21 protein-coding genes are annotated in these 23046 nt (G+C 71.2%); 6 read left to right on the top strand and 15 right to left on the bottom strand.

Going from position 1 to position 23046, the window contains the following annotated elements; all coding sequences use genetic code 11:
• The 8 genes from STRTUCAR8_RS47710 to STRTUCAR8_RS47675 all read right to left on the bottom strand — a co-directional run.
• On the bottom strand, positions 1–350 hold a 350-nt coding region (locus tag STRTUCAR8_RS47710; RefSeq protein ID WP_044474142.1), incomplete at its 3' end, for a DUF6351 family protein.
• 57 nt (positions 351–407) lie between these two features.
• Positions 408–1187, bottom strand: coding sequence for an ABC transporter ATP-binding protein (locus tag STRTUCAR8_RS47705; protein ID WP_006383712.1), 780 nt, complete (start codon positions 1185–1187; stop codon positions 408–410).
• The gene (locus STRTUCAR8_RS47700) at positions 1180–2109 is read right to left on the bottom strand and encodes an ABC transporter permease (RefSeq protein ID WP_044474141.1); all 930 of its coding nucleotides are present in this window, start codon (positions 2107–2109) and stop codon (positions 1180–1182) included. Before STRTUCAR8_RS47700 ends, STRTUCAR8_RS47705 begins: the two co-directional genes overlap by 8 nt.
• A 99-nt stretch (positions 2110–2208) precedes the next feature.
• The gene (locus STRTUCAR8_RS47695) at positions 2209–3093 is read right to left on the bottom strand and encodes a glycosyltransferase family 2 protein (RefSeq protein ID WP_006383720.1); all 885 of its coding nucleotides are present in this window, start codon (positions 3091–3093) and stop codon (positions 2209–2211) included.
• Positions 3090–3872, bottom strand: coding sequence for a CDP-alcohol phosphatidyltransferase family protein (locus STRTUCAR8_RS47690; RefSeq protein WP_078507542.1), 783 nt, complete (start codon positions 3870–3872; stop codon positions 3090–3092). The genes STRTUCAR8_RS47695 and STRTUCAR8_RS47690 overlap by 4 nt, the downstream gene beginning before the upstream one ends.
• Complete coding sequence (locus STRTUCAR8_RS47685) at positions 3850–4911, bottom strand: iron-containing alcohol dehydrogenase family protein (protein ID WP_006383705.1); 1062 nt, start codon at positions 4909–4911, stop codon at positions 3850–3852. Before STRTUCAR8_RS47685 ends, STRTUCAR8_RS47690 begins: the two co-directional genes overlap by 23 nt.
• A complete protein-coding gene (locus STRTUCAR8_RS47680) occupies positions 4899–5651 on the bottom strand; it encodes a phosphocholine cytidylyltransferase family protein (protein ID WP_006383718.1) in 753 nt (250 codons plus the stop codon). The genes STRTUCAR8_RS47685 and STRTUCAR8_RS47680 overlap by 13 nt, the downstream gene beginning before the upstream one ends.
• The gene (locus STRTUCAR8_RS47675) at positions 5648–7501 is read right to left on the bottom strand and encodes a DUF5941 domain-containing protein (RefSeq protein ID WP_006383702.1); all 1854 of its coding nucleotides are present in this window, start codon (positions 7499–7501) and stop codon (positions 5648–5650) included. The genes STRTUCAR8_RS47680 and STRTUCAR8_RS47675 overlap by 4 nt, the downstream gene beginning before the upstream one ends.
• 87 nt (positions 7502–7588) lie before the next feature.
• Here STRTUCAR8_RS47675 and STRTUCAR8_RS53100 point away from each other — a divergent pair, with 87 nt between their 5' ends.
• From STRTUCAR8_RS53100 to idi, 3 genes are all read left to right on the top strand, one after another.
• Entirely contained in the window at positions 7589–7807 is a 219-nt protein-coding gene (locus tag STRTUCAR8_RS53100) for a hypothetical protein (RefSeq protein ID WP_006383703.1), read from the top strand.
• A 128-nt stretch (positions 7808–7935) separates the two neighbouring features.
• Positions 7936–8874, top strand: a complete 939-nt coding sequence (locus STRTUCAR8_RS47670; protein WP_006383714.1) for a cation diffusion facilitator family transporter — start codon at positions 7936–7938, stop codon at positions 8872–8874.
• Positions 8875–9118: 244 nt separating this feature from the next.
• Positions 9119–9715 (top strand): isopentenyl-diphosphate Delta-isomerase, encoded by a 597-nt coding sequence (gene idi / locus STRTUCAR8_RS47665; protein ID WP_006383707.1) that lies wholly within the window; start codon positions 9119–9121, stop codon positions 9713–9715.
• Between the two features lie 4 nt (positions 9716–9719).
• Here idi and STRTUCAR8_RS47660 read toward each other — a convergent pair whose 3' ends face one another.
• Entirely contained in the window at positions 9720–10235 is a 516-nt protein-coding gene (locus tag STRTUCAR8_RS47660; RefSeq protein ID WP_044474146.1) for an ATP-binding protein, read from the bottom strand.
• A gap of 243 nt (positions 10236–10478) precedes the next feature.
• Here STRTUCAR8_RS47660 and STRTUCAR8_RS47655 point away from each other — a divergent pair, with 243 nt between their 5' ends.
• Entirely contained in the window at positions 10479–11243 is a 765-nt protein-coding gene (locus STRTUCAR8_RS47655; protein ID WP_006383711.1) for an enoyl-CoA hydratase/isomerase family protein, read from the top strand.
• Here the strand turns inward: STRTUCAR8_RS47655 and STRTUCAR8_RS47650 are convergent.
• Positions 11230–11865 carry a DJ-1/PfpI family protein gene (locus tag STRTUCAR8_RS47650; protein ID WP_006383716.1) on the bottom strand — a complete coding sequence of 212 codons (636 nt, stop codon included), beginning with the start codon at positions 11863–11865 and terminating at the stop codon, positions 11230–11232. The genes STRTUCAR8_RS47655 and STRTUCAR8_RS47650 overlap by 14 nt on opposite strands.
• Positions 11866–11905: 40 nt before the next feature.
• The gene (locus tag STRTUCAR8_RS47645; protein ID WP_006383717.1) at positions 11906–12865 is read right to left on the bottom strand and encodes a GlxA family transcriptional regulator; all 960 of its coding nucleotides are present in this window, start codon (positions 12863–12865) and stop codon (positions 11906–11908) included.
• A gap of 184 nt (positions 12866–13049) precedes the next feature.
• Between STRTUCAR8_RS47645 and STRTUCAR8_RS47640 the strand changes: the two genes are divergently transcribed.
• Complete coding sequence (locus tag STRTUCAR8_RS47640) at positions 13050–15458, top strand: Tex family protein (protein ID WP_006383723.1); 2409 nt, start codon at positions 13050–13052, stop codon at positions 15456–15458.
• Positions 15459–15650: 192 nt separating this feature from the next.
• On the opposite strand, the gene STRTUCAR8_RS47635 is transcribed toward STRTUCAR8_RS47640, so the two are convergent.
• Positions 15651–17294 (bottom strand): ABC-F family ATP-binding cassette domain-containing protein, encoded by a 1644-nt coding sequence (locus tag STRTUCAR8_RS47635; RefSeq protein ID WP_006383736.1) that lies wholly within the window; start codon positions 17292–17294, stop codon positions 15651–15653.
• Between the two features lie 49 nt (positions 17295–17343).
• A complete protein-coding gene (locus tag STRTUCAR8_RS47630; protein ID WP_006383732.1) occupies positions 17344–18396 on the bottom strand; it encodes a hypothetical protein in 1053 nt (350 codons plus the stop codon).
• A 90-nt stretch (positions 18397–18486) separates the two neighbouring features.
• On the opposite strand from STRTUCAR8_RS47630, the gene STRTUCAR8_RS47625 reads away from it, so the two are divergent.
• On the top strand, positions 18487–19407 hold the full coding sequence (locus STRTUCAR8_RS47625; protein WP_006383709.1) for an FAD-dependent oxidoreductase: 921 nt from the start codon (positions 18487–18489) through the stop codon (positions 19405–19407).
• Between the two features lie 145 nt (positions 19408–19552).
• Here the strand turns inward: STRTUCAR8_RS47625 and STRTUCAR8_RS47620 are convergent, their stop codons facing one another.
• A complete protein-coding gene (locus tag STRTUCAR8_RS47620) occupies positions 19553–20830 on the bottom strand; it encodes a M14 family metallopeptidase (RefSeq protein ID WP_044474139.1) in 1278 nt (425 codons plus the stop codon).
• Positions 20827–22788 (bottom strand): Xaa-Pro dipeptidyl-peptidase, encoded by a 1962-nt coding sequence (locus STRTUCAR8_RS47615; protein ID WP_006383738.1) that lies wholly within the window; start codon positions 22786–22788, stop codon positions 20827–20829. The genes STRTUCAR8_RS47620 and STRTUCAR8_RS47615 overlap by 4 nt, the downstream gene beginning before the upstream one ends.
• Between the last annotated feature and the right edge of the window lie 258 nt (positions 22789–23046).

Below are 23046 nucleotides of genomic sequence, written 5' to 3'. Positions count from 1 at the left end.
CAGGTCTTGGAGTACTGCCCGTTGCCTGTCGGGTTGTCCCAGAGTGTCCGGCACACCGTCACGAACGCGTGGCCGGTCACCGCGGTTCTGTGGGTGGTCAACGCCCACAATGGAGACCTGTCGAAGTGGTGGTCGAGTACGTGACAGTCCTCGGCCTCCTGCAGCGTGGACCAGACGTCGGGGAAGCTGCAGGAGGGCAGGATGCCGTCCAACAGACCGGGGTAGTTGGAGGTGATCCAGTGCTGCTGCATGGAACCGCCGGAGCAGCCTTGCCCGATGGTGTAGCGGATCGGGCCGTAGTTCTCGACGAAGTGCTCCTTGAGCATCACCAGCGCTTCGGTGGAGACCACGTCGTTGCAGTTCTGCCCCCCCCGACTCGCCCGGCGACACGCCGGTGTAGCGCCCGGCTACTTGCCGGTGAACTTCTCGTACTCCTTGAGGACCTCGTCCGTCGGCCCGTCCATGCGCAGTTCGCCGCGTTCCAGCCACAGGACGCGGTCGCAGGTGTCGCGGATGGACTTGTTGTTGTGGCTGACGAGGAACACCGTGCCGGCGTGCTTGCGCAGCTCGCGGATGCGGTCCTCGGAGCGCTTCTGGAAGGACCGGTCGCCCGTCGCCAGGGCCTCGTCGATCATCAGTACGTCATGGTCCTTGGCGGCGGCGATGGAGAACCGCAGCCGCGCCGCCATGCCGGAGGAGTAGGTGCGCATCGGCAGGGTGATGAAGTCGCCCTTCTCGTTGATGCCGGAGAAGTCGACGATCTGCTGGTAGCGCTCCTTGATCTCCTCGCGGGACATACCCATCGCGAGGCCGCCCAATATGACGTTCCGTTCGCCCGTGAGGTCGTTCATCAGGGCGGCGTTGACGCCGAGGAGGGAAGGCTGCCCGTCCGTGTACACATAGCCGCTCTCGGCGGGGAGCAGACCGGCGATGGCGCGCAGCAGGGTCGACTTGCCGGAACCGTTGGAGCCGATCAGACCGACGGCCTCACCCCGGTAGGAGACGAAGGAGACGCCCCGTACGGCGTGCACCTTGCGTACGCCGGGTGACTCGCCGCGTCTGATGATGCGGCTGAGGGCGGAGGTGGCGCTGCCCTTGCCGGTCTTGGCGCCGTTGACGCGGTAGACGATGTGGAGTTCGTCCGCGATGACGGTGGGGATCTTGTCCCCGGGGATCGGGTCAGCCACGGCCGTACCTCTCCTCCGACTGCCAAAAGTACACGAATCCGCCGACGGCGAAGAGCGCGGCCCAGGCGCCGGCGACCGCCCAGACGTGCGGCGGCAGGTTCTCCGGGCCGTAGCCGTCGATGAGCGCGAAGCGCATCAGGTCCATGTAGATGGCGGCCGGGTTCCACTGGAGGGCGTCGGCGACCCACTGGGGTTTGTCGGCGAGCATGACCGGGATGGAGAACATCACGCCGGACGCGTACATCCACGTACGCATCACGAACGGCATCAGCTGGGCGAGGTCGGGAGTAGCCGAGCCCCACCGGGCCATGATCAGCGCGAGGCCGGTGTTGAAGAGGAACTGGAGTGCCAGTGCCGGGATGATCAGCAGCCAGGACGCCTTGGGGTAGCTGCCGAAGCCGATCGACACGACGAACAGCACGAGCATCGAGAAGAGCAGCTGCTGGAGCTGCTGCAGCGCGAAGGAGACCGGCAGGGCGGCGCGCGGGAAGTGCAGGGCGCGCACCAGGCCGAGGTTCCCGGAGATCGCGCGGACGCCCGCCATCACCGAGCTCTGCGTGAAGGTGAACACGAAGACGCCAGTGACGAGGAACGGGATGTACACCTCGCGGGGCATGCCTCGGTCGGCTTTGAGGATCACGCCGAAGATGAAGAAGTACACGGCCGCGTTCAGCAGCGGTGTGGCCACCTGCCACAGCTGGCCGAGTTTGGCCTGGCTGTACTGGGCGGTCAGTTTCGCCTGCGAGAAGGCGAGGATGAAGTGACGCCGTCCCCAGAGCTGGCGGACGTACTCGACGAGTCGGGGGCGGGCGCCGCTCACGGCCAGCCCGTACTTCGCGGCGAGTTCGGCCGCGGAGAGGCCGTCGTCGGGTGACGGTCGGTCGCTCACCGCGACACCGCCGTCATGCGTTGTCTCACTCACAAATGGAAACTTTCGTCTTCAATATGCGCAGCTGAACGGGGCAGAGCGCGGGCCGGGTCCAAGATCCGGCCGGCCCGCGGGGCTCTCAGGGAGAGCTTGTCAGATCACTGGGGGGCGGCCCAGTCGGGTCAGCCGCCACACCGTACGCCACCGGATGGGCCGGCGGGGTCCGCACGGGGTGGTCAGCCCCTCCTTGAACCCGCCCCACCAGGCTCTGAGCGCCGGGCGGGAGGGTCGGCGGAGAAGTGTGAGGAGCAGCCAGTCCCCCAGGTAGACGGGCACCAGGGGGGCGGGGAGGTTGCGGCGGGCGAGCCAGACGCGGTTGCGTGCGACCATGCGGTGGTAGACCGCGTGCCGCGAGGGCGCGGTCGCCGGATGGTAGAGCAGCATGTCGGCCCGGTAGTCGATCATCCAGCCCGCGTCGAGGGCCCGCCAGGCGAGGTCGGTCTCCTCGTGGGCGTAGAAGAACTCCTCGGGGAGGATGCCCACTTGGGCGAAGACCTTCGTACGGACGGCGTTGGCGCCGCCGAGGAAGCTGGTGACGCGGGAGCTGCGCATCGGGTCCGTGGTGCCCGGGCGGGGCACGTGGCGGCGCTGGGTGAGGCCGGTGTCGGGGTCGGCGATGCGGAAGCTGATGATGCCCAGGCGGGGGTCGGCGGTGAAGGCCCGGCGGCACAGTTCGGCGGTGTCCTGGTGGCCGAGGAGGCCGTCGTCGTCCAGGAACATCAGGATGTCGACGTCGCCGCCGGCCGGGCCGAACGCCTCGATGCCGACGTTGCGTCCGCCGGGGATGCCGAGGTTCTCGGGCAGCTCGATGCTCCGTACGCCCTCGGGGAGGTCCGGGACGGGCGAGCCGTTGCCGACCACGACGATCTGGACCGGGTCGCCCTCCTGTTTGGCGATCGAGTCGACGAGGGCGCGCAGTTCGTCGGGGCGGTTGCCCATGGTGATGATCACCGCGCCGACTCTCATCGCCGTACTCACCGCAGCCTGCTGGACGCGAGGATGGACACGAGGTGCAGCGCGGTCTGCAGGATCGCGATGCCGGCCAGGACCGCGATGCCCAGGCGGGTCCAGAACAGGTCGCCGCCGATGGCGTCGAGGACCGCCAGGAAGAGGATGAACAGGCTCGCCTCGATGCCGCCGATCAGCCGGTGGAACTTGAGCGCGGCGGCGGCCTTACGCGCCAGGGCGAGCCCCTCTGAGCGCGGCACCGACAGTTCCTCCTTGGCGGCCTCCAGTCCGCTGCGGGACCGGGCCACGTCCACCAGGTCGGTCTCGGCCTTGATCAGGATCGCGCCGAGGGCGGCCAGGGTGCCGAGGAACGCCCACAGCCACTCGGGTCCCCCGGAGCCGTCCCACAGGTCGGCGCCGCGCAGCCCGAAGCCGATCAGCAGGGCCGACTCGGAGAGGTAGTGGCCGATGCGGTCGAGGTACACACCGGTGATCGAGGTCTGGTTCCGCCAGCGGGCGATCTCGCCGTCGACGCAGTCGAGGAGCAGGTACAGCTGGATCAGTACGGCACCGAGGATCGCCCCGGTGAGGCCGGGCACCAGGAGGGCCGCGCCCGCCAGGCCGCCCGCGACGACCATCAGGTACGTGAGCTGGTTGGGCGTGATCCTGGTGTTCACCAGGTACGGGTCGACCCGCAGGGACACCTCGCGCATGTAGAGGCGTCCCGCCCAGTGCTCGCCGCTGCGCCGGTCCTTCACCCCTTCGGGGTGGACGACAGGGCGTAGTTCAGCTACCGATGGCCTTGACATAGTCCGCGTACGTGTCCTTGATCTGGTCGTATCTGAGGTCGAGGTGTTCCAGGATCGTGTAGCGACCGGGTCTGGTCTGCGGGGCGTACTCGACGACCCGTACGAACTCGTCCGTGGTGAAGCCGATCTCCTCCGGCAGCACCGGCAGCCCGTGCCGGCGCAGCACCTCGGCCATGTACGCCGACTCGTCGTGCGCGCCCCGCAGATACATGGCGAAGGCGGCGCCGAGGCCGCACTGTTCGCCGTGGCTCGCGGCACGCTTGGGATACAGCAGGTCGAAGGCGTGGTTGATCTCGTGGCAGGCGCCGGAGGACGGGCGGGAGTCGCCCGACACCGACATGGCGATACCGGTGAGGACCAGGGCCTCGGCCAGCACCTGGAGGAAGGCGTTGTCGCCGACCCCGCCGGGGTGGCGCAGCACGGCCTCACCGGCCTGGCGGGCCATCGCGGCGGCGAGGCCGTCGATCTTCTCGCCGTTGACCTGACCGGCCAGCTCCCAGTCGGCGACCGCGGAGATGTTCGACATGGCGTCGCCGATCCCGGAGCGCACGAACCGCGCCGGGGCCTCGCGGATCACGTCGAGGTCGATGACGACGGCGATCGGGTTGGGTACGCCGTACGAGCCGCGCCCCGCGTCGTTGTCGAGGGTGGCGACCGGGGAGCACAGGCCGTCGTGCGCGAGGTTGGTGGCGACGGCGACGAGGGGCAGCCCGACGCGGGCGGCGGCGAACTTGGCGCAGTCGATGATCCGGCCGCCGCCGAGGCCGACCACGGCGTCGTAGTGGCCGGACTTGATGGCGTCGGCCAGCCGGATCGCGTCGTCGATGGTGCCGCCGGCGACCTCGTACCAGGTGGCGCCGGGCAGCGCGGGGGTGAGCCGCGCGCGCAGCTTGGCGCCGGAACCGGCGCTGACCGCGACGGCGATCTTCCCGGAGTGGGAGATCCGCTGGTCGAACAGGACGTCCGCCAGATGGTCCAGGGCCCCCCGGCGGATGTCGACGACGACCGGCGAGGGGATCAGCCTCGTCAGTACCGGCACGCGATCTCCCGTCCTCGGGCGAGATCGTCGTGGTTGTCTATCTCGACCCACGGGACCTCGCCGATGGGTGCCACGTCGATACGGAAACCACGGTCGACCAGTTCCTGGTAGCCGTGCTCGTAGAACTGCTGGGGGTCGGTCTCCCACACGGTCTTCAGCGCGTCGGCCAGGTCGGCCGCGGCGGCGCCCTCGATGAGGGTGACGCCGATGTACTCGCCGGTGGCCTCCGCGGGGTCCATCAGCTTGGTGATCTTCCGCACGCCCTGCTCCGGGTCCACGATCACCTTCATCTCCTCGTCGGCGAGATCCTTCACCGTGTCGAGGGCCAGGATGATGCGCTTCCCGTCACCGCGCGCGGCGAGGAGCGTCCGCTCGACTGAGACGGGGTGCACGGTGTCGCCGTTCGCGAGGATGACCCCGTCGGTGAGGGCGTCCCGGCCGCACCAGAGGGAGTAGGCGTTGTTCCACTCCTCGGCGCGGTCGTTGTCGATGAGAGTGAGCTTCAGCCCGTACTTCTTCTCCAGGGCCGTCTGCCGCTCGTACACGGCTTCCTTGCGGTAGCCGACGATGATCGCGGCCTCGGTGAGGCCGATCTCGGCGAAGTTGGCGAGGGTGAGGTCGAGCACGGTGGGGCCGTCCTCGTCGCCCGCGGGGCCGACCGGCACGAGAGCCTTTGGCAGGCTGTCGGTGTAGGGGCGCAGACGCCTTCCGGCGCCGGCCGCCAGCACGAGGCCGATCATGCGGGTACTCCTTCGTCGTGTACGGCGGGGGCGCCGCCCTGGTGGGCGATCACCCAGTAGCGGATGCTCTCGGCGAGCACCAGCAGGGCCACGGCCACGGCGAGGACCGTGAGCGCGACCACGAACTGCGAGGAGGTGAGCAGCGCGGCCAGGACGACGACCACCAGTGTCCGGCCCTCGTGCCCTCCGCTCGCCCGTACCAGCCAGCGCGGGGGCGCTCCGGCGTTGCCACGGATGCGGTACACCGTGTCGTAGTGATGGTAGGCGACGGCGGCCACGAGGCCGAAAGCCGCGGGAAGTGCTCCGTTTACCTCCGCTTTGCCCGCGAGAAGGAGGACTGTGCCGTATTCGGCGGCCCGGAAGAGCGGGGGGACGAGCCAGTCGAGGCGGCCCGTGAGGGGCAGTGCGACCGCGCCACCCGCGCTGAGCACGTACAGCACGGAGAGGGCCACGGGGATCGGGCTGCCGTACCCGCACACCCATACGGCGAAGATCAGCACCGCCGTACCTTCCAGCGCGAGGAGGAGGCGCGAGCCACCCGTTGTACGCCCGGGGACCCGCCCGACCAGCTCCGCGAGCGGCCCGCTGTCCGCGAGGTCCGCCAGGGCCTGTGCAGCGCGCTCGGTACGCTGGGCCTTTCGGGTGAGTGAGCGCAGGACGCGGCCGGCCGTGGTGTACGTGGCCGCGAAGCCGCAGCCGACGAGCAGCACGGTGAAGGTGGTCCGGGGGGTGGTGAGGGCCGTGAGGACGGCGATCAGGGCCCAGCGCTCGCCGATCGGCAGGACGATCATCCGGCGTACCCAGACCGTCCAGCCGACGCCGTCGAGGCGGTCGGAGAGGGCGGCCGTGGGGCTGGTGTTCGCCGTCGCGGCCGGGTCTCCGGCGTTCGCCTCGTTGAAGGCGAAGTCGACGACGTGCCGGCAGCTCTGGAGGATCATCGCGCCGAGGGCGAGCGCCCATACGTCGTCGCCGCCGCGCGCCGCCCCGAGTGCGAGGCCCGCGTAGAAGGCGTACTCCTTGGCGCGGTCGAAGGTGGCGTCCAGCCAGGCGCCGAGCGTCGAGTACTGGAGGGAGTAGCGGGCGAGCTGGCCGTCGGCGCAGTCCAGGACGAAGGAGACCAGGAGGAGCACGCCCGCCGTGACGTAGCCGCCGCGGGTGCCCGTGGCCGCGCAGCCGGCCGCGATGAGCGCGGTGAGCAGCGAGGCGGTGGTGACCTGGTTCGGGGTGAGGCCCCGGCGGGCGCACCAGCGGGCCAGATGGCGGGAGTAGGGGCTGACGCAGAACGTGGTGAAGAAGCCGTCCCGGGACTTCACGGCCGACTTCAGGCGTACGGCCTCGTCGTCGACGGCGGCGACGGCCCGCCGTGCCTCGTCGCGGGCCTCGGGGCCGGCGGGGACGGCGGCGGTCAGGCTGCCCAGAGCGGGGCGGTGGACGCCGGCACCGTCCGCTTCGAGAGCGAGGGCGATGCGGTCGGCGAGGCTGTCCACGGCGACGGCGGAAGCGGCGGAGGCGGCCGTGCCGGGGGTCGCCGGGGCTTCGCCGCTCGCGGAGATCTCCCGGGCCAGTACGCGGGTCAGGGCGGTGCGGCCTGCGCCGGGCTGTGCCGTCAGGGCGCCCGGTACCGCGGCGAGCGGGAAGCGGGGGTCGGTGAGGCCGAGGCGCAGCGCGTGGAGGTGACCGACGAAGCGGGCGTCCACGACGGCGACCCGTTCGTCACAGGGTGACTCGGCGAGGAGGGTCTCGGTGCCGGCGACGTCGGTCGCGCTCCGCACGTCGAAGCCGAGGGACCGCAGATCGCCCTCGATCGACGATCCGGGAACCGGCTGACCCGTGAGGATGGCGGTCGGCAACCGAACTCACTCCCTGGACACCGACGCATGCACGCCGGTCCTGTACATGATGGTGGGGGGAACCCTGACCCACGGTGGCCGGGCAGCATGTCGGCAGAGGCTATCGGATGGGGCCTCGCCTGTGCTCACCGGCTGTTCCAGGTCCGATTCCGGCGGACCGGCGGCCGCCTCGACCCGGTCATCATGGGCGACCCCACCCGCCGCGCACAAACCGTCGCCCCGGTCGGCGCCCCGCACGGGCCCCGGTCCCCCGGCCAGGGCGGCGGGCGTCACCCGACGGGCGGCCACGATCTCCGCACCTCCTGACCTGCGTTTCGTTTCCGCAGGTCAGGGCACATGACAACGGTGTTCAGTGCCGCGTTGCCACATACCCCCCACCCGTAGTTGACTGATCCCGGGACGGGGCTCGGCACGAACACCAGGAGGCGGCTTCCATGGGGGCTGGGCACGATCACGGACACGCGCACGGCGCGCCGACCACGGGTACGGCGGCAGCGGCGTACCGCGGGCGGCTGCGTTTCGCGCTGGCCATCACGCTCACCGTCATGGTCGTCGAGATCGTCGGCGGGCTCGTCGCCGACTCGCTCGCGCTCATCGCGGACGCGGCGCACATGGCGACGGACGCGCTGGGCCTCGGCATGGCGCTGCTCGCGATCCACTTCGCGAACCGCCCGCCGAGCGGCAACCGCACCTTCGGGTACGCCCGCGCCGAGATCCTCGCCGCGCTCGCCAACTGTCTGCTGCTGCTCGGCGTCGGCGGCTACGTCCTGTACGAGGCGATCCAGCGGTTCGTCACGCCCGCGGAGACCGAGGGCGGGGTGACCGTCGTCTTCGGCCTGATCGGCCTGGTGGCGAACATGATCTCGCTGGCGATGCTGATGCGCGGCCAGAAGGAGAGCCTGAACGTGCGGGGCGCCTTCCTGGAGGTCGCCGCGGACGCGCTGGGCTCGGTGGCGGTGCTGATCTCGGCGGCGGTCATCATGGCGACGGGATGGCAGCGGGCCGACCCCATCGCCTCGGTCGTCATCGGTGTGATGATCGTCCCGCGCACTTGGAAGCTGCTGCGCGAGACCCTGAACGTGCTCCTGGAGGCCGCTCCCCGGGACGTCGACATGGCGGACGTACGGGCCCACATACTGGCGCTGCCCGGCGTGGAGGACGTACACGATCTGCACGCCTGGACGATCACCTCGGGGATGCCGGTGCTGTCGGCGCACGTGGTCGTCAGTTCGGAGGTGCTGAGCGGGATCGGGCACGAGAAGATGCTGCACGAGCTCCAGGGCTGCCTGGGCGACCACTTCGACGTGGAGCACTGCACCTTCCAGCTGGAGCCCGGCGGGCACGCCGAGCACGAGTCGAAACTCTGCCTCTGAGCCCCGCCTCCGAGCCCGTTCGGTACGTGCCGTCAACGGAACGCGACCGTCCGGCGCGCGCCCGCGTCCCCCTCTTCAAGCCCCCCTCTCGGACGGTTCCCCGGCCGGGGAACCGGGCACGATGGACTATCACGTCACCGGCGGGTCGCTTTCGCGCCGGACATGCGGGGGGCGCCGCGAAGTGCCGGGAGTGCCGGATTCGTACGGCAGACTTGGGGCTCGAAGACCGAGGCGAAGGATGGGTATGCCGATCACACCTGCCACCGCGACGCACAACAGTTCGTCGAACGGCACAGCAGAAGCGATCTTGCTCGAACTGGTCGACGAGAACGGCACGACGATCGGCACCGCCGAGAAGCTCTCCGCCCACCAGCCACCGGGCCGGCTGCACCGGGCGTTCTCCGTTTTCCTCTTCGACGAGCAGGGCCGACTGCTCCTGCAACAGCGCGCGTTGGGTAAGTACCACTCCCCCGGCGTCTGGTCCAACACCTGCTGCGGCCACCCCTACCCCGGTGAGGCGCCCTTCGCGGCGGCGGCCCGGCGGACGTACGAGGAGCTGGGCATCTCCCCGTCGCTGCTGGCCGAGGCGGGCACGGTCCGCTACAACCACCCGGACCCGGAGTCGGGACTGGTGGAGCAGGAGTACAACCACCTGTTCGTCGGCATGGCGCAGTCGGCGCTCGCGCCGGACCCGGAGGAGGTCGGGGACACGGCGTACGTCACCCCGGCCGAGCTGGCGGAGCGGCATGCGAAGGACCCGTTCTCGGCCTGGTTCATGACCGTGCTGGACGCGGCGCGCCCGGCGGTGCGGGAGCTGACGGGTCCGTCGGCCGGCTGGTGAGGGCCTAAGGCCGCACCTGTACGGGGGTGAGCGGCAGGGCCGCCCAGACGACCTTGCCGCCGCTCGCCGTGTGCTCGATGTCGCAGACGCCGCCCGCCTCCCTGGTGATCTCCCGGACCAGAAGCAGCCCGCGCCCGCCGGTCCGGCCGTGGTCGGCCTCAAGTGCGCTGGGGCGGTAGGGGTGGTTGTCCTCCACCGACACCCGGACCCACTCGGCGCCGACGGCGACCTCCACGGCGAGGGTCGGGGAGAGGAGCGCCGCGTGCCGGACGGCGTTCGTCGCCAGTTCCGAGACGATCAGCAGCAGCCCGTGCACCACGTCCGGTGCGGCCGGTACTCCCTGCCGGTACAGCAGGTCCCGGACGGCGTGCCGCGCCTGCGGTACGGAGGCGTCGACGGCGGGCGCGGTGAACCTCCAGACCCCTTCATAGGGAAGCGGGTCCGGGGGTCTCCGCTCCGTCTCCGCCGGCACTCCGTCGTCCGCTGGGCGTGAGCCTGACTCGCGCCCATGGTCATCCATCGTTCGGTCGCCGCCCTCGCGCTCGATTGTCACCACGGGACGAGTGTTGGTAACGAAGGGTCGCCACCGGAGAACTGAACAGAAGTCAGCACGTATCGAGCACTTTCGACTGATCAAGCACGCCATGAGCCCACATGAGGCCGGACCTGGTCATCTCGTGTCGACTTCGTGAACTATTCGGGTTGTACGGGTTTGCTGCCGCCGTCGTCGGGGCGCCCGGATCCGGCGGATAGCATCCCGCCCATGGAGCCGCAGCTGACCCACAGTGCCGCCGACGGGGTCGCCACCGTCGTCATCCGCCACCCGGCCAAGCGCAACGCCATGACGGCCGGCATGTGGCGCGCGCTGCCGCCGCTGCTCGCGGGCCTGGCCGCCGACCCGGACGTCCGCGTCCTGGTGCTCACGGGAGCGGACGGGACGTTCTGCGCCGGCGCCGACATCTCGACACTCCAGGGTTCGCCGGAGGAGGCGCAGCGGCTGGCCGTGCGGGCGGAGGACGCCCTCGCGGCCTTTCCGAAGCCGGTCCTCGCGGCGATCCGCGGCCACTGTGTGGGCGGCGGCGCGCAGCTCGCGGCGGCCTGCGATCTGCGGTTCGCCGAGGAGGGGGCGCTGTTCGGGGTGACTCCGGCGAAGCTGGGTCTCGTCTACCCGGCGTCGTCCACCCGGCGGTTGGCGGCCCTGGTAGGTCCGGCGACCGCCAAGTACCTTCTGTTCTCGGGCGAGTTGATCGACGCGGAGCGCGCGTTGCGCACCGGGTTCCTCGACGAGATGCTGCCTGCGGGCGAACTCGACAAGCGGGTGACGGAGTTCGCCCGCGTCCTCACCTCACGCTCGCGGCTCACCCAGGCGGCGGCGAAGGAGTTCGCGGACGGGCGCACCGACCGGGACACCTACTGGGCCGGGCAGGCGCGGGAGAGCGGCGAGGCCGCGGAGGGGGTCGCCGCGTTCCTGGAACGCCGTCCCCCGGACTTCTCCTGGACCGGACCGGTGTCTCCTACCGCCCGGTGAACCGGCTGCGGGAGCGCAGGAGTTCCACCAGGTGTGCGGGTGCCTTGTGCGGGGCGCCGGCGTCGTAGGGCGGCTGCGGGTCGTACTCCGTCGCGAGCTGTACGGTCCTGGCGTGCTCGTCGCCCGCGATGCGGCCGGTCAGGGTGAGCGCCATGTCGATGCCGGAGGAGACCCCGGCGGAGGTGACGTACTTGCCGTCCGTCACCACCCGCTCCCCCGTGGGCTGTGCGCCGTACTTCGGGAGCTGCTCCAGGGCCAGCCAGTGCGAGGTGGCGCGGCGGCCGGTGAGCAGTCCGGCGGCGGCCAGGAGCAGCGAGCCGGTGCACACGGAGGTCGTCCAGGTGGTGGTGGCGTCCGCGCGGCGCAGCCAGCCGAGCAGAGCCTCGTTGTCCATCTGCGCGGACTGCCCGGGGCCGCCGGGCACGACCACGATGCCGGGGTTCGGTACGTCGGCCAGGGCGCGGTCGGCGATGAGCGCGAGGCTGCCGCTGTCGTTGCGGACGGGCCCGGTCTCCTCGGCGACGAAGACGGTCTCCGTGTCCGGGAGCCGGCTGAGGATCTCGTACGGGCCGACCGTGTCGAGGGCGGTGAAGCGGTCGAAGAGCAGCAGGGCGATCTGCATGGCGGGCCTTCCGGTGCGGTGTGTCACGGCGTGACAGTGGTCAGGGGGCGGAGGCGGGGCGGAAGCGGCGGCGGTACTCGGCCGGGGCCGTGCCGAGGCTTCTGACGAAGGCCCGGCGCATGGCCTCCGGGGTGGCGTAACCGCTGACGCGTGAAATCCCCTCGACGCTGTCCGACGTGTCCTCCAGCAGGCGCCGGGCATGTTCGAGGCGGACCCGGTCGACGTAGCGGCCGGGCGTGATGCCGGTCTCGGTGCGGAAGGCGCGGGCGAAGTGCCGGGGTGAGAGACGGGCACGGGCGGCGAGGGACTCGACGCTCAGGTCACCGTCCGGGTGCTCGGAGATCCAGTGCTGGACCGCGCGCAGCGGCTCGCGCCTGGCGGTCTGTGCGGCGAGCTGGGCGCTGAACTGGGCCTGGTTTCCCGGCCGGCGCAGAAAGACGACCAGATGACGGGCGACGGTGAGCGCGGTGTCACGGCCGAGGTCCTCCTCCACGAGAGCGAGGGCGAGATCGATGCCGGCGGTGACACCGGCCGACGTCAGCACTCGTCCGTCGCGTACGTAGATGGGCTCGGGGTCGACGTCGACGGCCGGGTGGTCGCGGGCGAGCCGGTCGCAGTACCCCCAGTGCGTGGTCGCGCGCAGACCGTCCAGCAGACCGGCGGCGGCGAGCAGCAGTGCTCCCGTGCACACGGACACCAGCCGTTCGGGACGCGGGCCGTGCGCGCGCAGCCAGTCGACCAGGCGCGGGTCGGCGGCCCGGGAGCCCGGTCCGCCGGGGACCAGAAGGGTGTGCGGTACGGGGGCGTCGGCGAGTGCGCCGTCCGGGACGAGGGTGAGGCCGCTGGAGGAGCGGACCGGTTCGCCGGTCAGCGAGGCGGTACGGATGAGGTAGCCGCCCGGGTGTCCCGCGGATGCCTGGGCGAGCACCTCGACGGGGCCGGTGACATCGAGGATCTGGACGTCGTCGAAGAGGACGACGAGGACGGTTCGCTGCGCCATACCCCGGATTCTCGGCGGCGCGGGTGATGGCCGCAATGACGAGTTTCCCACCTTTCCTGCCATTCCCTGTGCGGGGTGGCCCGATGGCAGGTGACTTGCGGGCGTGTGGCGCCCTGCTGCCCGGATGTCGGTGCCACCTGCCACAATTGCCGCGCAACCTCAGTGGAGAAGGCGGTACGGGATCGTGACGACACCCGGGTCCATCGAAGTAGGGTCCATCGAAGGCAGGATCGCCGAGGAACTCGGCGTACGGGAGCGGCAGGTGAGGGCCGCCGTCGAGTTGCTCGACGGGGGTTCGACAGTGCCCTTCATCGCCCGCTACCGCAAGGAAGCGACCGAGATGCTCGACGATGCGCAGCTGCGCACGTTGGAGGAGCGGCTGCGCTATCTGCGGGAGCTGGAGGAGCGGCGGGCCGCGATCCTCGAGTCGGTGCGCGAGCAGGGCAAGCTGACGCCCGAGGTCGAGGCGCAGATCCGCGGGGCCGAGACGAAGGCGCGCCTGGAGGACATCTACCTGCCGTTCAAGCCGAAGCGGCGGACGAAGGCCCAGATCGCGCGCGAGGCGGGCCTCGAACCGCTGGCCGAGGGGCTGCTTGGGGACCCGTCCGTGGACCCGCTCGCCGCGGCGGCGGCCTTCGTCGACGCCGACAAGGGCGTCGCCGATCCGCAGGCCGCGCTGGACGGCGCGCGCTCGATCCTCACCGAGCGGTTCTCGGAGGACGCCGACCTGATCGGCGAGGTGCGTGAACGCATGTGGGTGCGCGGGCGGCTGGCCGCCAAGGTGAAGGAGGGCAAGGAGGAGGCGGGCGCCAAGTTCGCCGACTACTTCGACTTCGCCGAGCCCTTCACCGCCCTGCCCTCGCACCGCATCCTCGCGATGCTGCGCGGCGAGAAGGAGGACGTCCTCGACCTGGTCCTGGAGCCGGAGGAGCCGACGGATGGCCCTTCCTCGTACGAGGGGATCATCGCCCACCGTTTCGGGATCGCCGAGCGCGGCCGTCCGGGCGACAAGTGGCTGAAGGAAACGGTGCGTTGGGCCTGGCGGACCCGGATCCTGGTGCACCTCGGCATCGACGTGCGCCTTCGGCTGCGTACGGTCGCCGAGGACGAGGCGGTCAACGTGTTCGCGGCGAACCTGCGCGACCTGCTGCTCGCCGCCCCGGCCGGCACACGCGCGACGCTGGGACTGGACCCCGGGTTCCGGACAGGCGTCAAGGTGGCCGTGGTGGACGCGACGGGCAAGGCCGTCGCCACGGACGTGATCTATCCGCATGTTCCGGCGAACAAGTGGGACGAGGCGCTCGCCAAGCTGGCCCGGCTCGCCAAGGAGCACTCGGTCGACCTGATCGCCATCGGCAACGGTACGGCGTCGCGCGAGACGGACAAGCTCGCCGGTGAACTCATCGCCAAGCACCCCGAGTTGAAGCTCACCAAGGTGATGGTGTCCGAGGCGGGCGCGTCGGTGTACTCGGCGTCGGCGTTCGCCTCGCAGGAGCTGCCGGGCATGGACGTGTCGCTGCGCGGGGCGGTGTCGATCGCCCGGCGGCTGCAGGACCCGCTGGCCGAGCTGGTGAAGATCGACCCGAAGTCGATCGGGGTCGGGCAGTACCAGCACGACCTGTCCGAGGTGAAACTGTCGCGGTCGCTGGACGCGGTGGTCGAGGACTGCGTGAACGGTGTCGGTGTCGACGTCAACACGGCGTCCACGCCGCTCCTTTCGCGGGTCTCCGGCATCTCCTCCGGGCTCGCGGAGAACATCGTGGCGCACCGGGACGCGAACGGGCCGTTCACGTCACGGTCCCAGCTGAAGAGTGTCCCGCGGCTCGGGCCGAAGGCGTACGAGCAGTGTGCGGGGTTCCTGCGGATCCGGGGCGGGGACGATCCGCTGGACGCGTCCAGTGTGCACCCGGAGGCTTATCCGGTGGTGCGGCGGATGGTGAAGTCGGCCGGTAGTCAGGTGGCTTCGCTGGTCGGGAACACGGCGGTGCTGCGGTCGCTGCGGCCCGACGACTTCGTCGACGAGAAGTTCGGTCTGCCGACGGTGACGGACATTCTGCGCGAGCTGGAGAAGCCCGGGCGCGACCCGCGGCCCGCCTTCGCGACGGCCACGTTCAAGGAGGGGGTCGAGAAGATCGGCGACCTGGCCTCCGGGATGGTGCTGGAGGGTGTGGTCACGAACGTGGCGGCGTTCGGGGCGTTCGTGGATGTCGGCGTCCACCAGGACGGGCTGGTGCATGTGTCCGCGATGTCGAAGACGTTCGTCAAGGACCCGCACGACGTCGTGAAGTCCGGTGACATCGTCAAGGTGAAGGTGCTCGACGTCGACATTCCGCGGAAGCGGATCTCCCTGACGCTGCGGTTGGACGACGAGGCGGTGGCCTCCGGCGAAGGTCAGCAGCAGGGGGGTGGGGGGCGGCCTCAGCGTGGGGGGCGTGCACCTCAGCCTCGGCAGCGCCAGGGGCAGGGTCAGGGTCAGGGTCAGGGTCAGGGTCAGGGGAACGGTGCGTCTCGGCAGGCGGCGCCCGCGCCGGGGAACAGTGCGATGGCGGACGCGCTGCGGAAGGCGGGGCTGGTGGATCCCAAGAGGCGCTGATGCCGGCGGGCGGGTGGGTCGCGCGGCCCGGCGCTTACGGGGTGCCGCTGCGCCCACCCGTGCCGCCCCAGCGGCACGACTGCCCGCAACTGAGGCTGATCGGGCGCAGCCCGTTCCAGGGGCGCGGGGAACTGCGCGACCAGCCCCCACCGACCCGCACGCACAACCCAGCCGACGCAGCCCAGCGCAGCCCTACGCCAGCTCCCTCACCTTGCCGGCCGTCACCTCGAAGCGCCGCGTCACCCGTACCGCGTCCAGCATTCTGCGGTCGTGGGTCACCAGGAGCAGCGTGCCCTCGTAGGAGTCGAGGGCCTGTTCCAGTTGTTCGATGGCCGGGAGGTCGAGGTGGTTGGTCGGCTCGTCCAGGACCAGGAGGTTCACGCCCCTGCCCTGGAGCAGGGCCAGGGCCGAGCGGGTGCGTTCGCCGGGGGACAGGGTCGCCGCCGGGCGTAGGACGTGCTCCGCCTTCAGGCCGAACTTGGCCAGGAGCGTGCGGACTTCCGCCGGCTCCGTGTCGGGTACCGCCTCGCAGAACGCGTCCAGCAGCGCCTCGGGGCCGTGGAAGAGCTTGCGGGCCTGGTCCACCTCGCCGACCACCACACCCGAACCGAGCGCGGCGTGACCCTCGTCGAGCGGGATCCGGCCCAGCAGCGCGGCCAGGAACGTCGACTTGCCGGCCCCGTTCGCGCCCGTGACCGCGATGCGGTCCGCCCAGTCGATCTGTACGGTCACCGGGCCGAGCGTGAAGCCCGCGCGGCGCACCTCCGCGTCCCGGAGGGTCGCGACCACCGAGCCGGAACGCGGGGCCGCCGCGATCTCCATCCGCAGTTCCCACTCCTTGCGCGGCTCTTCGACCACGTCCAGGCGTTCGATCATGCGCTGGGTCTGGCGGGCCTTCGCGGCCTGCTTCTCGCTGGCCTCGCTGCGGAACTTGCGGCCGATCTTGTCGTTGTCGTTGTTCGCCTTGCGCCGGGCGTTCTTGACGCCCTTGTCCATCCAGCCGCGCTGCATCTGGGCCCGGTCCTGGAGCGCGGAGCGTTTGTCGGCGTACTCCTCGAAGTCGTCGCGGGCGTGCCTGCGGGCGACGTCCCGCTCCTCCAGGTAGGCCTCGTAGCCGCCGCCGTAGAGCCTGATCTGCTGCTGGGCGAGGTCGAGTTCGAGGACCTTGGTGACCGTGCGGGTGAGGAACTCGCGGTCGTGGCTGACGACGAGCGTGCCGGCGCGCAGGCCCTTGACGAAGCGCTCCAGGCGTTCGAGGCCGTCGAGGTCCAGGTCGTTCGTCGGCTCGTCGAGGAGGAAGACGTCGTAGCGGGAGAGGAGCAGGGAGGCGAGGCCCGCCCTCGCCGCCTGGCCGCCCGACAGGGAGGTCATCGGCTGGTCCAGGTCAACGGTCAGGGCCAGGGAACCGGCGACCTCGTCCGCCCGCTCGTCCAGGTCGGCGCCGCCGAGGTCGAGCCAGCGCTCCAGGCTCACCGAGTACGCGTCGTCCGCGCCCGGGGCTCCGTCCACCAGCGCCTGCGTCGCCTCGTCCATCACACGCTGCGCCTCGGCCACGCCCGTGCGGCGGGCGAGGAACTCGCGGACGGTCTCGCCCTCCCGGCGCTCCGGCTCCTGCGGGAGATGGCCGACGCTCGCGCTCGGCGGGGAGAGGCGCAGCTCGCCCTGCTCGGGCGGGAGCAGCCCGGCCAGCATCTTGAGGAGGGTGGACTTGCCCGCGCCGTTGGCACCGACGAGCCCGATCACGTCGCCGGGCGCGACGACGAGGTCGAGCCCGGCGAAGAGGGAGCGGTCGCCGTGGCCGGCGGCGAGGTTCTTGGCGACGAGAGTGGCAGTCATCAGGAGGCCGATCCTAGCTGCCGCGGGCGGCGGCCCGGCCTCCCGGATGTCACCTGGCCATCGGCTCCACCAGCACGGTTCCCGACGTACGCGCCACGATGAACGACTCCCCCTTCACCGCCTTCGCCTCCAGCGGGATGCGGTGCCGGCCGGGGTCGAGGATGCCGTCGAAGACCTCCAGGGTGTGGGTGCGGTACAGACGGTCCAGCCGGTACGCGGTGAGGTGGACGCGGCAGGTGGAGGTGACCTCTATGCCCGCCTCGCCGTCGGCGGCGACCAGGCGGGTGAGGCGGCGCTGTACCGGCGGGCTTCGGTCCAGGGCGTGTTCGATCTGGGCGACGAGGAGCGGGACGATCGGGGCGAGACCGTCCACGTACGCCACTTCGACACCCGCGTGGTCGAAGGAGCGGCGTACCGCGGCGCGTTCCTCCTCGTCGATCGCGCGGCCGAAGGCGACGGCGCCGTAGCCCCGCAGTTCGTCGGCGGGGACGTCCGCGGCGTCCCGGGTGATGTCCGCGCCGATGCCGATGATGCGCAGCGCGGCGGCGAGCTTGGCGAGGCCGGCGGCGCGGGCGCCGATCAGCAGGACCCGGCGGCGGGCCGCGCCGGCCTCGGCGGAGCCCACCGCCTCGGCGGCCTCGGCGGTGTCGAGGAGGGAGCCGAGCGTGTCCCGGTACTCGGCGCCGGGGAAACGGAAGGGCCCGATGCCGTGGTAGCCGTTGAGCTCCAGGTCGGCGTGGGTGTCCGTCTGCCAGGCGAAGTCGCGCCACACGTAGTCGTCGCCCTCTCTCTCGATGGCCGCCGTCACGGCGCCGCACGCGAGGTCGGCGCACTCGGGACAGCCGTAGATGACGTACCGGCCGCCCGCCAGGGGTGCGTCGGCCTCCAGGAGCAGGCCGCGGACCTGCGCGGTGAAGATCGCGGGCGGGACGTCGGAGGCGAGCGGGGAGACCGCGTCGAGGTCGGAGAGCTGGTGGAGGAGGGGGCGTCCGTCGACGATGAAGTCGAGGAAGTCCCGGTGGACCTGGTAGTCACCGTTGGCCAGGACTCCACCGGCACGTATCGCCGGTGCCAGGCCGAAGGTCGCGTACTCGGCAGACATGTTGTGAGTATCCCCAGACCGGGACCGATCTGAGCACGGCATGACATATTCCGCTACGGTCCCGGCGTGGAGACGCGACTGAGTGGTGAAGTGATCGTGGTCGGTGGCGGGGTCATCGGCCTGACGACGGCGCTGGTGCTGGCCGAGCGCGGCAGGCGGGTCCGGGTCTGGACGCGGGAGCCGGCCGAGCTGACGACCTCGGCGGTTGCGGGCGCGCTGTGGTGGCCGTACCGGATCGAGCCGGAGGCGTCGGCCGGGGAATGGGCGCTCGCGTCGCTGTCCGTGTACGAGGAGTTGGCTCAGCGGCCCGGCGAGACGGGCGTACGCATGGTCGAGGGTGTACAGACCGGGCTGCGGCTGGACGAGCTGGGGCCGTGGGCGGCCCGGGTACCGGAGTTGCGGGAGACGGCTGAAGGACTTCGGGCGCGGCTGCCGTTGGTCGACATGCCGGTCCATCTGGGCTGGCTGCGGGAGCGGTTCCTCGCGGCGGGCGGGGTCGTGGAGGAACGATCCGTCAGGGACCTCGCCGAAGCCGCCGAGTCGGACGCGGTGGATGCCGTCGTCAACTGCACGGGGATCGGTGCGCGCGAACTGGTGCCCGATCCGGCGGTGCGCCCCGTGCGGGGGCAGTTGGTCGTCGTGGAGAACCCGGGGATCACCACGTGGTTCACGGCGGCGGGGCACTCCGACGCGAAGACCACGTACTTCTTTCCGCAGCCGGGCGGGCTGATCCTGGGCGGCACGGCCGAGGAGGACGAGTGGTCGCTCGTGCCCGATCCGGCGGTGGCGGAGGAGATCGTGCGGAGGTGTGCGGAGGTACGGCCGGAGATCGCCGGGGCACGGGTGCTCGGCCACCGCGTCGGACTGCGGCCCACCCGCGACTCGGTGCGGCTGGACCGCGAACTGCTCGCTGATGGGCGGGTGTTGGTCCACAACTACGGACACGGCGGCGCCGGCGTCACGGTCGCGTGGGGGTGTGCGCAGGACGCTGCGCGGCTTGCCGGGTCCTAGTCGCTGCGCCGGTCGGGCGGTTCATCTGCCGCGGGCGGGTGGGGGCTGGTGGCGCGGTTCCCCGCGCCCCTGACGGGGCGCGGGGCGCACGCGGCGCCGATCACGACCGCCCGACCGACAGGGCGGCCCCGGTCGGCCCGCCCGTTCAGCAGTCCTTGACCGCCTCCCCCGCCGCCAGGTGGTACGGCGCCCGCTCGTCGAGCAGCAGCGGTACGAGGGCGCGCAGCGACTGGCGCAGGGGAACGTAGGCCCCGGCCCCGTGGATGTCGCGCCGTACCCGCACTCCGTGCAACGCCAGTTCGTCGGCCACCTCCGTGTACTGGTCGCCCGTGAGCCGGTAGCCGCATGCCGGGTTCGCGATCACCTCGGCGGGTTCGGCGGGGTCGTTGTCCGCGCCGCCGAGGTAGACCGGCCCGGTGTCCCGGTACCCGGCCAGCCGCGCGGCGCCGGCGGCCGCGTCGAGCTGTCGGCCCCGCTCCCCGGCGAAGCTGAACAGCCCCTTCAGCGCGGCGAGTTGGGAGTTCACCCGGCGCCGGTTGTTGTCCGGCTCCGGGGTTCCTTCCGCCGCCGGCTCGACCCGGCTCTCGATCAGCAGCCCGACCGAGTGCTTCACCCCGGACATGTTCCGCAGGATGCGCTCCTGGCCGTCCCCGGCGACCTGCTTGATCGGGTCGCCGGTGACGGGGTCGGTCCAGATGCCGTACGTGCCGGTCGTGAACCCGGCGCTCCGGGCGGCCGGACGTACGTACGACTGCGACAGCGTCTGTGCCTCGTCGTGCACGGCCGCGTCGGTGTTGAGGTTGCGCGGCCAGAGGTCGAACAGATCCTTGTCGTAGTACAGGGGTGTGGCCCCGTACTCGTGCAGGTCGTAGACCACGTCCGGCTTGCGGTCGCGGAGGATCGCCGCCATGGCGCGCGCTTCCGCCGTCCGCAGGGCCAGATGGTCGCGGTTGATGTCGACGCCGTCGCTGTTGCCCCGGGTGTCGGCGGCCCGCCCGTCGGGGTTGGCGGTGGGGACGACGAGCAGCGTCGTGCGGGACAGGAACGCCTTCGTCCGCGCGTCCTTCGCGTAGGCGAGATCGCGGATTGTCGTGAGACACGCCTCGCGGCCGGACGGCTCGTCACCGTGCTGGCTGCAGATGAGCAGCACGGTGCGGGTGGTGGGGCGTTCCCCTATGCGTACGAGTTGCAACGGGCGGTTCTGCTCGGTGGTGCCGACGCGGGTGAGCGTCACGCGGGCGCTCCCCCGGTCGACGGCGGCGAGGAAGTCCTGCTCCTCGGGCTGACTGGTCCAGCGGGCGCCGTTCGTCTGCTCGAATCCCGTGCGCGGAGGCCCGCTTCGGCCCTCGGCCGCGTAGGCGGGGGCTGACAGCAGAGGCGCGGCGAGGGCGGCGGCCAGCACCGCGGTCAGGCGCGGTTTCATACGGCCCCCGGTATGCGGTGGGCGCCGCGCGGGTCACGGACACCGTCGAGGAGGAACGGGCCCGGGGTGGCCGCGACGGCGCCCGCCGTGGCCCGCGCGAACGCGCCGGCACCGCCGACGAGCGGGACCCTGGCCGTCGTACGGGACAGGTCGAGCGTCAGGGTCGGGGTGGTCGACGGGGGGTCGATGAGGTCCTTGTCGGTCCCCGCGACGATCAGGGCGAGGCGGTGGCCCGCCGGGATCACGTGGTCGCTCGCGTGCAGGGCGAGGGTGATCGTGTAGGGCTTGCCCGGGGTGAGCGGGACGCCCTTGGTGGCGGAGGCGTGGTTGCCCAGGTCGGCCCAGCCCCGGCTGAAGATCGTGTAGTCGACGGCTGTCGTCTTCGCCTGCGTCGAGCGGAAGCAGGAGCTGTCGCCGGTGGTGCCAGGGCCCCAGCAGGTGCGGTCGGTGAGCGTGGTGATGCCCTCGGCGCCGTCGGCGTAGTCGCGGATGGTGTCGGGGCCGAGGTCGACCAGGACGGCGGTGAGGTGGGCCGTCGAGGTGCTCGGGGTTGCCGTGACGGTCACCGTGGACGAGCCGGACACGCGCAGGTTCTTGGTGAGGGGCTTGGTGATGAAACCGGCCTTGCCGGGTGTCGGGCTGTCGATCCGCGCGGACCAGTCGGTCTCGCTCAGGCTCGGGTCGTCGGTGAACTTCTCCGTGCCGGAGTGCTTGCGCAGCCCCAGGGTGCCGACGCCGGGCTGTGCGCCGGTGCCGGGGCGCAGGCTCACTGTGTGCGTGGAGCGGGGCGGCCAGGTGGCCGAGGTGACCCACTGGTCGGGGTGGCGTTCGATGTCGGCCATGGGCTCGTCGTCGATGCCGTTGTCGTAGCCGAGGAGTTCGTGGTCGAACCAGCGGTGCAGGGTGTCGGCCCAGGCGGCGCGGCGGAAGTCGAAGGGGTCGACGTGGCCGGTCTGGGAGAGCCAGATCTTGCGCTCGACGCCGTGCTTCGCGAGGGCGTCCCACCACTGGCCGAAGTGCTTGGGGCGGACGTTGAGGTCCTGCTGGCCGTGGATGACGAAGACGCTGGCCCTGACCTTCCGGGCGTCCTTCGCGTAGTCCCGCTCCGTCCAGAACGAGGTCCGGTCGCCGGTGCGAGGGGCTCCGTCGACGATCTTCTGCTGCACGGCGGCGCACTTGGCGCGGGCGGCTGGGCTCTCGACGTAGTCCGACAGCCATTCGGGGCCGGAGTCGTAGAGCGGGGCACCCTGGGCGAAGTAGTAGTCGTACCAGGAGGAGATGGCGCTGATCGGGACGATCGTCTTCAGACCCTTGACCCCGGTGGCGGCGACGCCGTTGGCGATCGTGCCGTCGTAGGACTTGCCGATCATGCCCGTCCTGCCGTTGGTCCAGGTCGCCTTGGCCCGGTCGGTGCCGGTGCGGCTCGTGTAGCCCCTGGCGCGGCCGTTCAGCCAGTCGACGACGGCCTCCGCGGACTGGACGTCGGAGCGTCCGCCGACGTCGACGCAGCCGTCGGAGCGGTTGGTACCGGCCAGGTCCACACCGACGAAGGCGTAGCCGCGCGGCACGAAGTAGTTGTCGTAGAACAGCGGCATCTGGACGACGTTGCCCCTCGCGTCGTACGTCTTGCGCTGGCTCTCGTTGCCGCGTCCGCAGCAGGAGTAGTAGGGGCTGGCGTCCATGATCACGGGTATCTTGCGGCCCTGCGCGGCGGGTTCGCGCGGCCGAACGATGTCGACGGCCACCCGGTCGGTCTTCCCGTCGCTGTCACCGTCGAGTCCGGTGTCCACCCAGACGGCCTCGCGGATCGCGTTGTCGTAGGAGTAGACGGGTCTGCTCTCCCGTGGCTCACGTGGGGTGCTGTGGGCGACGGCCGGGGTGAGCAGGGCGGCCGTGAGGGCGACGGTGGCCGCCGTGGCGAGGGTTCTCCAGGCCTTGAGGCGCGTGCGTATCGGCATGCGCCGGACGGTACCTCGGTCAACTCCCGTACAGAAGAGGGCAGCTGAGGGGCAGGAGGGTGTGAAACGACCGTGAGGTGGCTGAGAAGTGCCTGTGGGGTGGGGGCGACGTTGAGCTACTCACTCAGCCGCTCACGGCACCCCTCAAGCGCCGGCGGGCATCTTCAGCCCGTCTGGGGGTCCCCCCTCTGGGGGAGCTTGAGGACGAGGCCCGTTCAGGGCCGTAGCGGGGGTCTGGGGGCGCCGCCCCCAGGACGG

This window comes from Streptomyces turgidiscabies Car8 (genome assembly GCF_000331005.1).
GTDB classification, from domain to species: domain Bacteria; phylum Actinomycetota; class Actinomycetes; order Streptomycetales; family Streptomycetaceae; genus Streptomyces; species Streptomyces turgidiscabies.
Note: the sequence above shows the minus strand (reverse complement) of the source record. Positions and strands in the feature narration are given on the sequence as shown.

Coding starts and splice junctions, on each gene's coding strand:
- STRTUCAR8_RS47650 (WP_006383716.1), bottom strand. CDS start 11,865: ATGCAGATCGCCCTGCTGCTCTTCGACCGCTTCACCGCCCTCGACACG.
- STRTUCAR8_RS47620 (WP_044474139.1), bottom strand. CDS start 20,830: ATGAAACCGCGCCTGACCGCGGTGCTGGCCGCCGCCCTCGCCGCGCCT.
- STRTUCAR8_RS47690 (WP_078507542.1), bottom strand. CDS start 3,872: ATGTCAAGGCCATCGGTAGCTGAACTACGCCCTGTCGTCCACCCCGAA.
- STRTUCAR8_RS47680 (WP_006383718.1), bottom strand. CDS start 5,651: ATGATCGGCCTCGTGCTGGCGGCCGGCGCCGGAAGGCGTCTGCGCCCC.
- STRTUCAR8_RS47670 (WP_006383714.1), top strand. CDS start 7,936: ATGGGGGCTGGGCACGATCACGGACACGCGCACGGCGCGCCGACCACG.
- STRTUCAR8_RS53100 (WP_006383703.1), top strand. CDS start 7,589: ATGTCGGCAGAGGCTATCGGATGGGGCCTCGCCTGTGCTCACCGGCTG.
- STRTUCAR8_RS47660 (WP_044474146.1), bottom strand. CDS start 10,235: ATGGATGACCATGGGCGCGAGTCAGGCTCACGCCCAGCGGACGACGGA.
- idi (WP_006383707.1), top strand. CDS start 9,119: ATGCCGATCACACCTGCCACCGCGACGCACAACAGTTCGTCGAACGGC.
- STRTUCAR8_RS47655 (WP_006383711.1), top strand. CDS start 10,479: ATGGAGCCGCAGCTGACCCACAGTGCCGCCGACGGGGTCGCCACCGTC.
- STRTUCAR8_RS47635 (WP_006383736.1), bottom strand. CDS start 17,294: ATGACTGCCACTCTCGTCGCCAAGAACCTCGCCGCCGGCCACGGCGAC.
- STRTUCAR8_RS47615 (WP_006383738.1), bottom strand. CDS start 22,788: ATGCCGATACGCACGCGCCTCAAGGCCTGGAGAACCCTCGCCACGGCG.
- STRTUCAR8_RS47630 (WP_006383732.1), bottom strand. CDS start 18,396: ATGTCTGCCGAGTACGCGACCTTCGGCCTGGCACCGGCGATACGTGCC.
- STRTUCAR8_RS47645 (WP_006383717.1), bottom strand. CDS start 12,865: ATGGCGCAGCGAACCGTCCTCGTCGTCCTCTTCGACGACGTCCAGATC.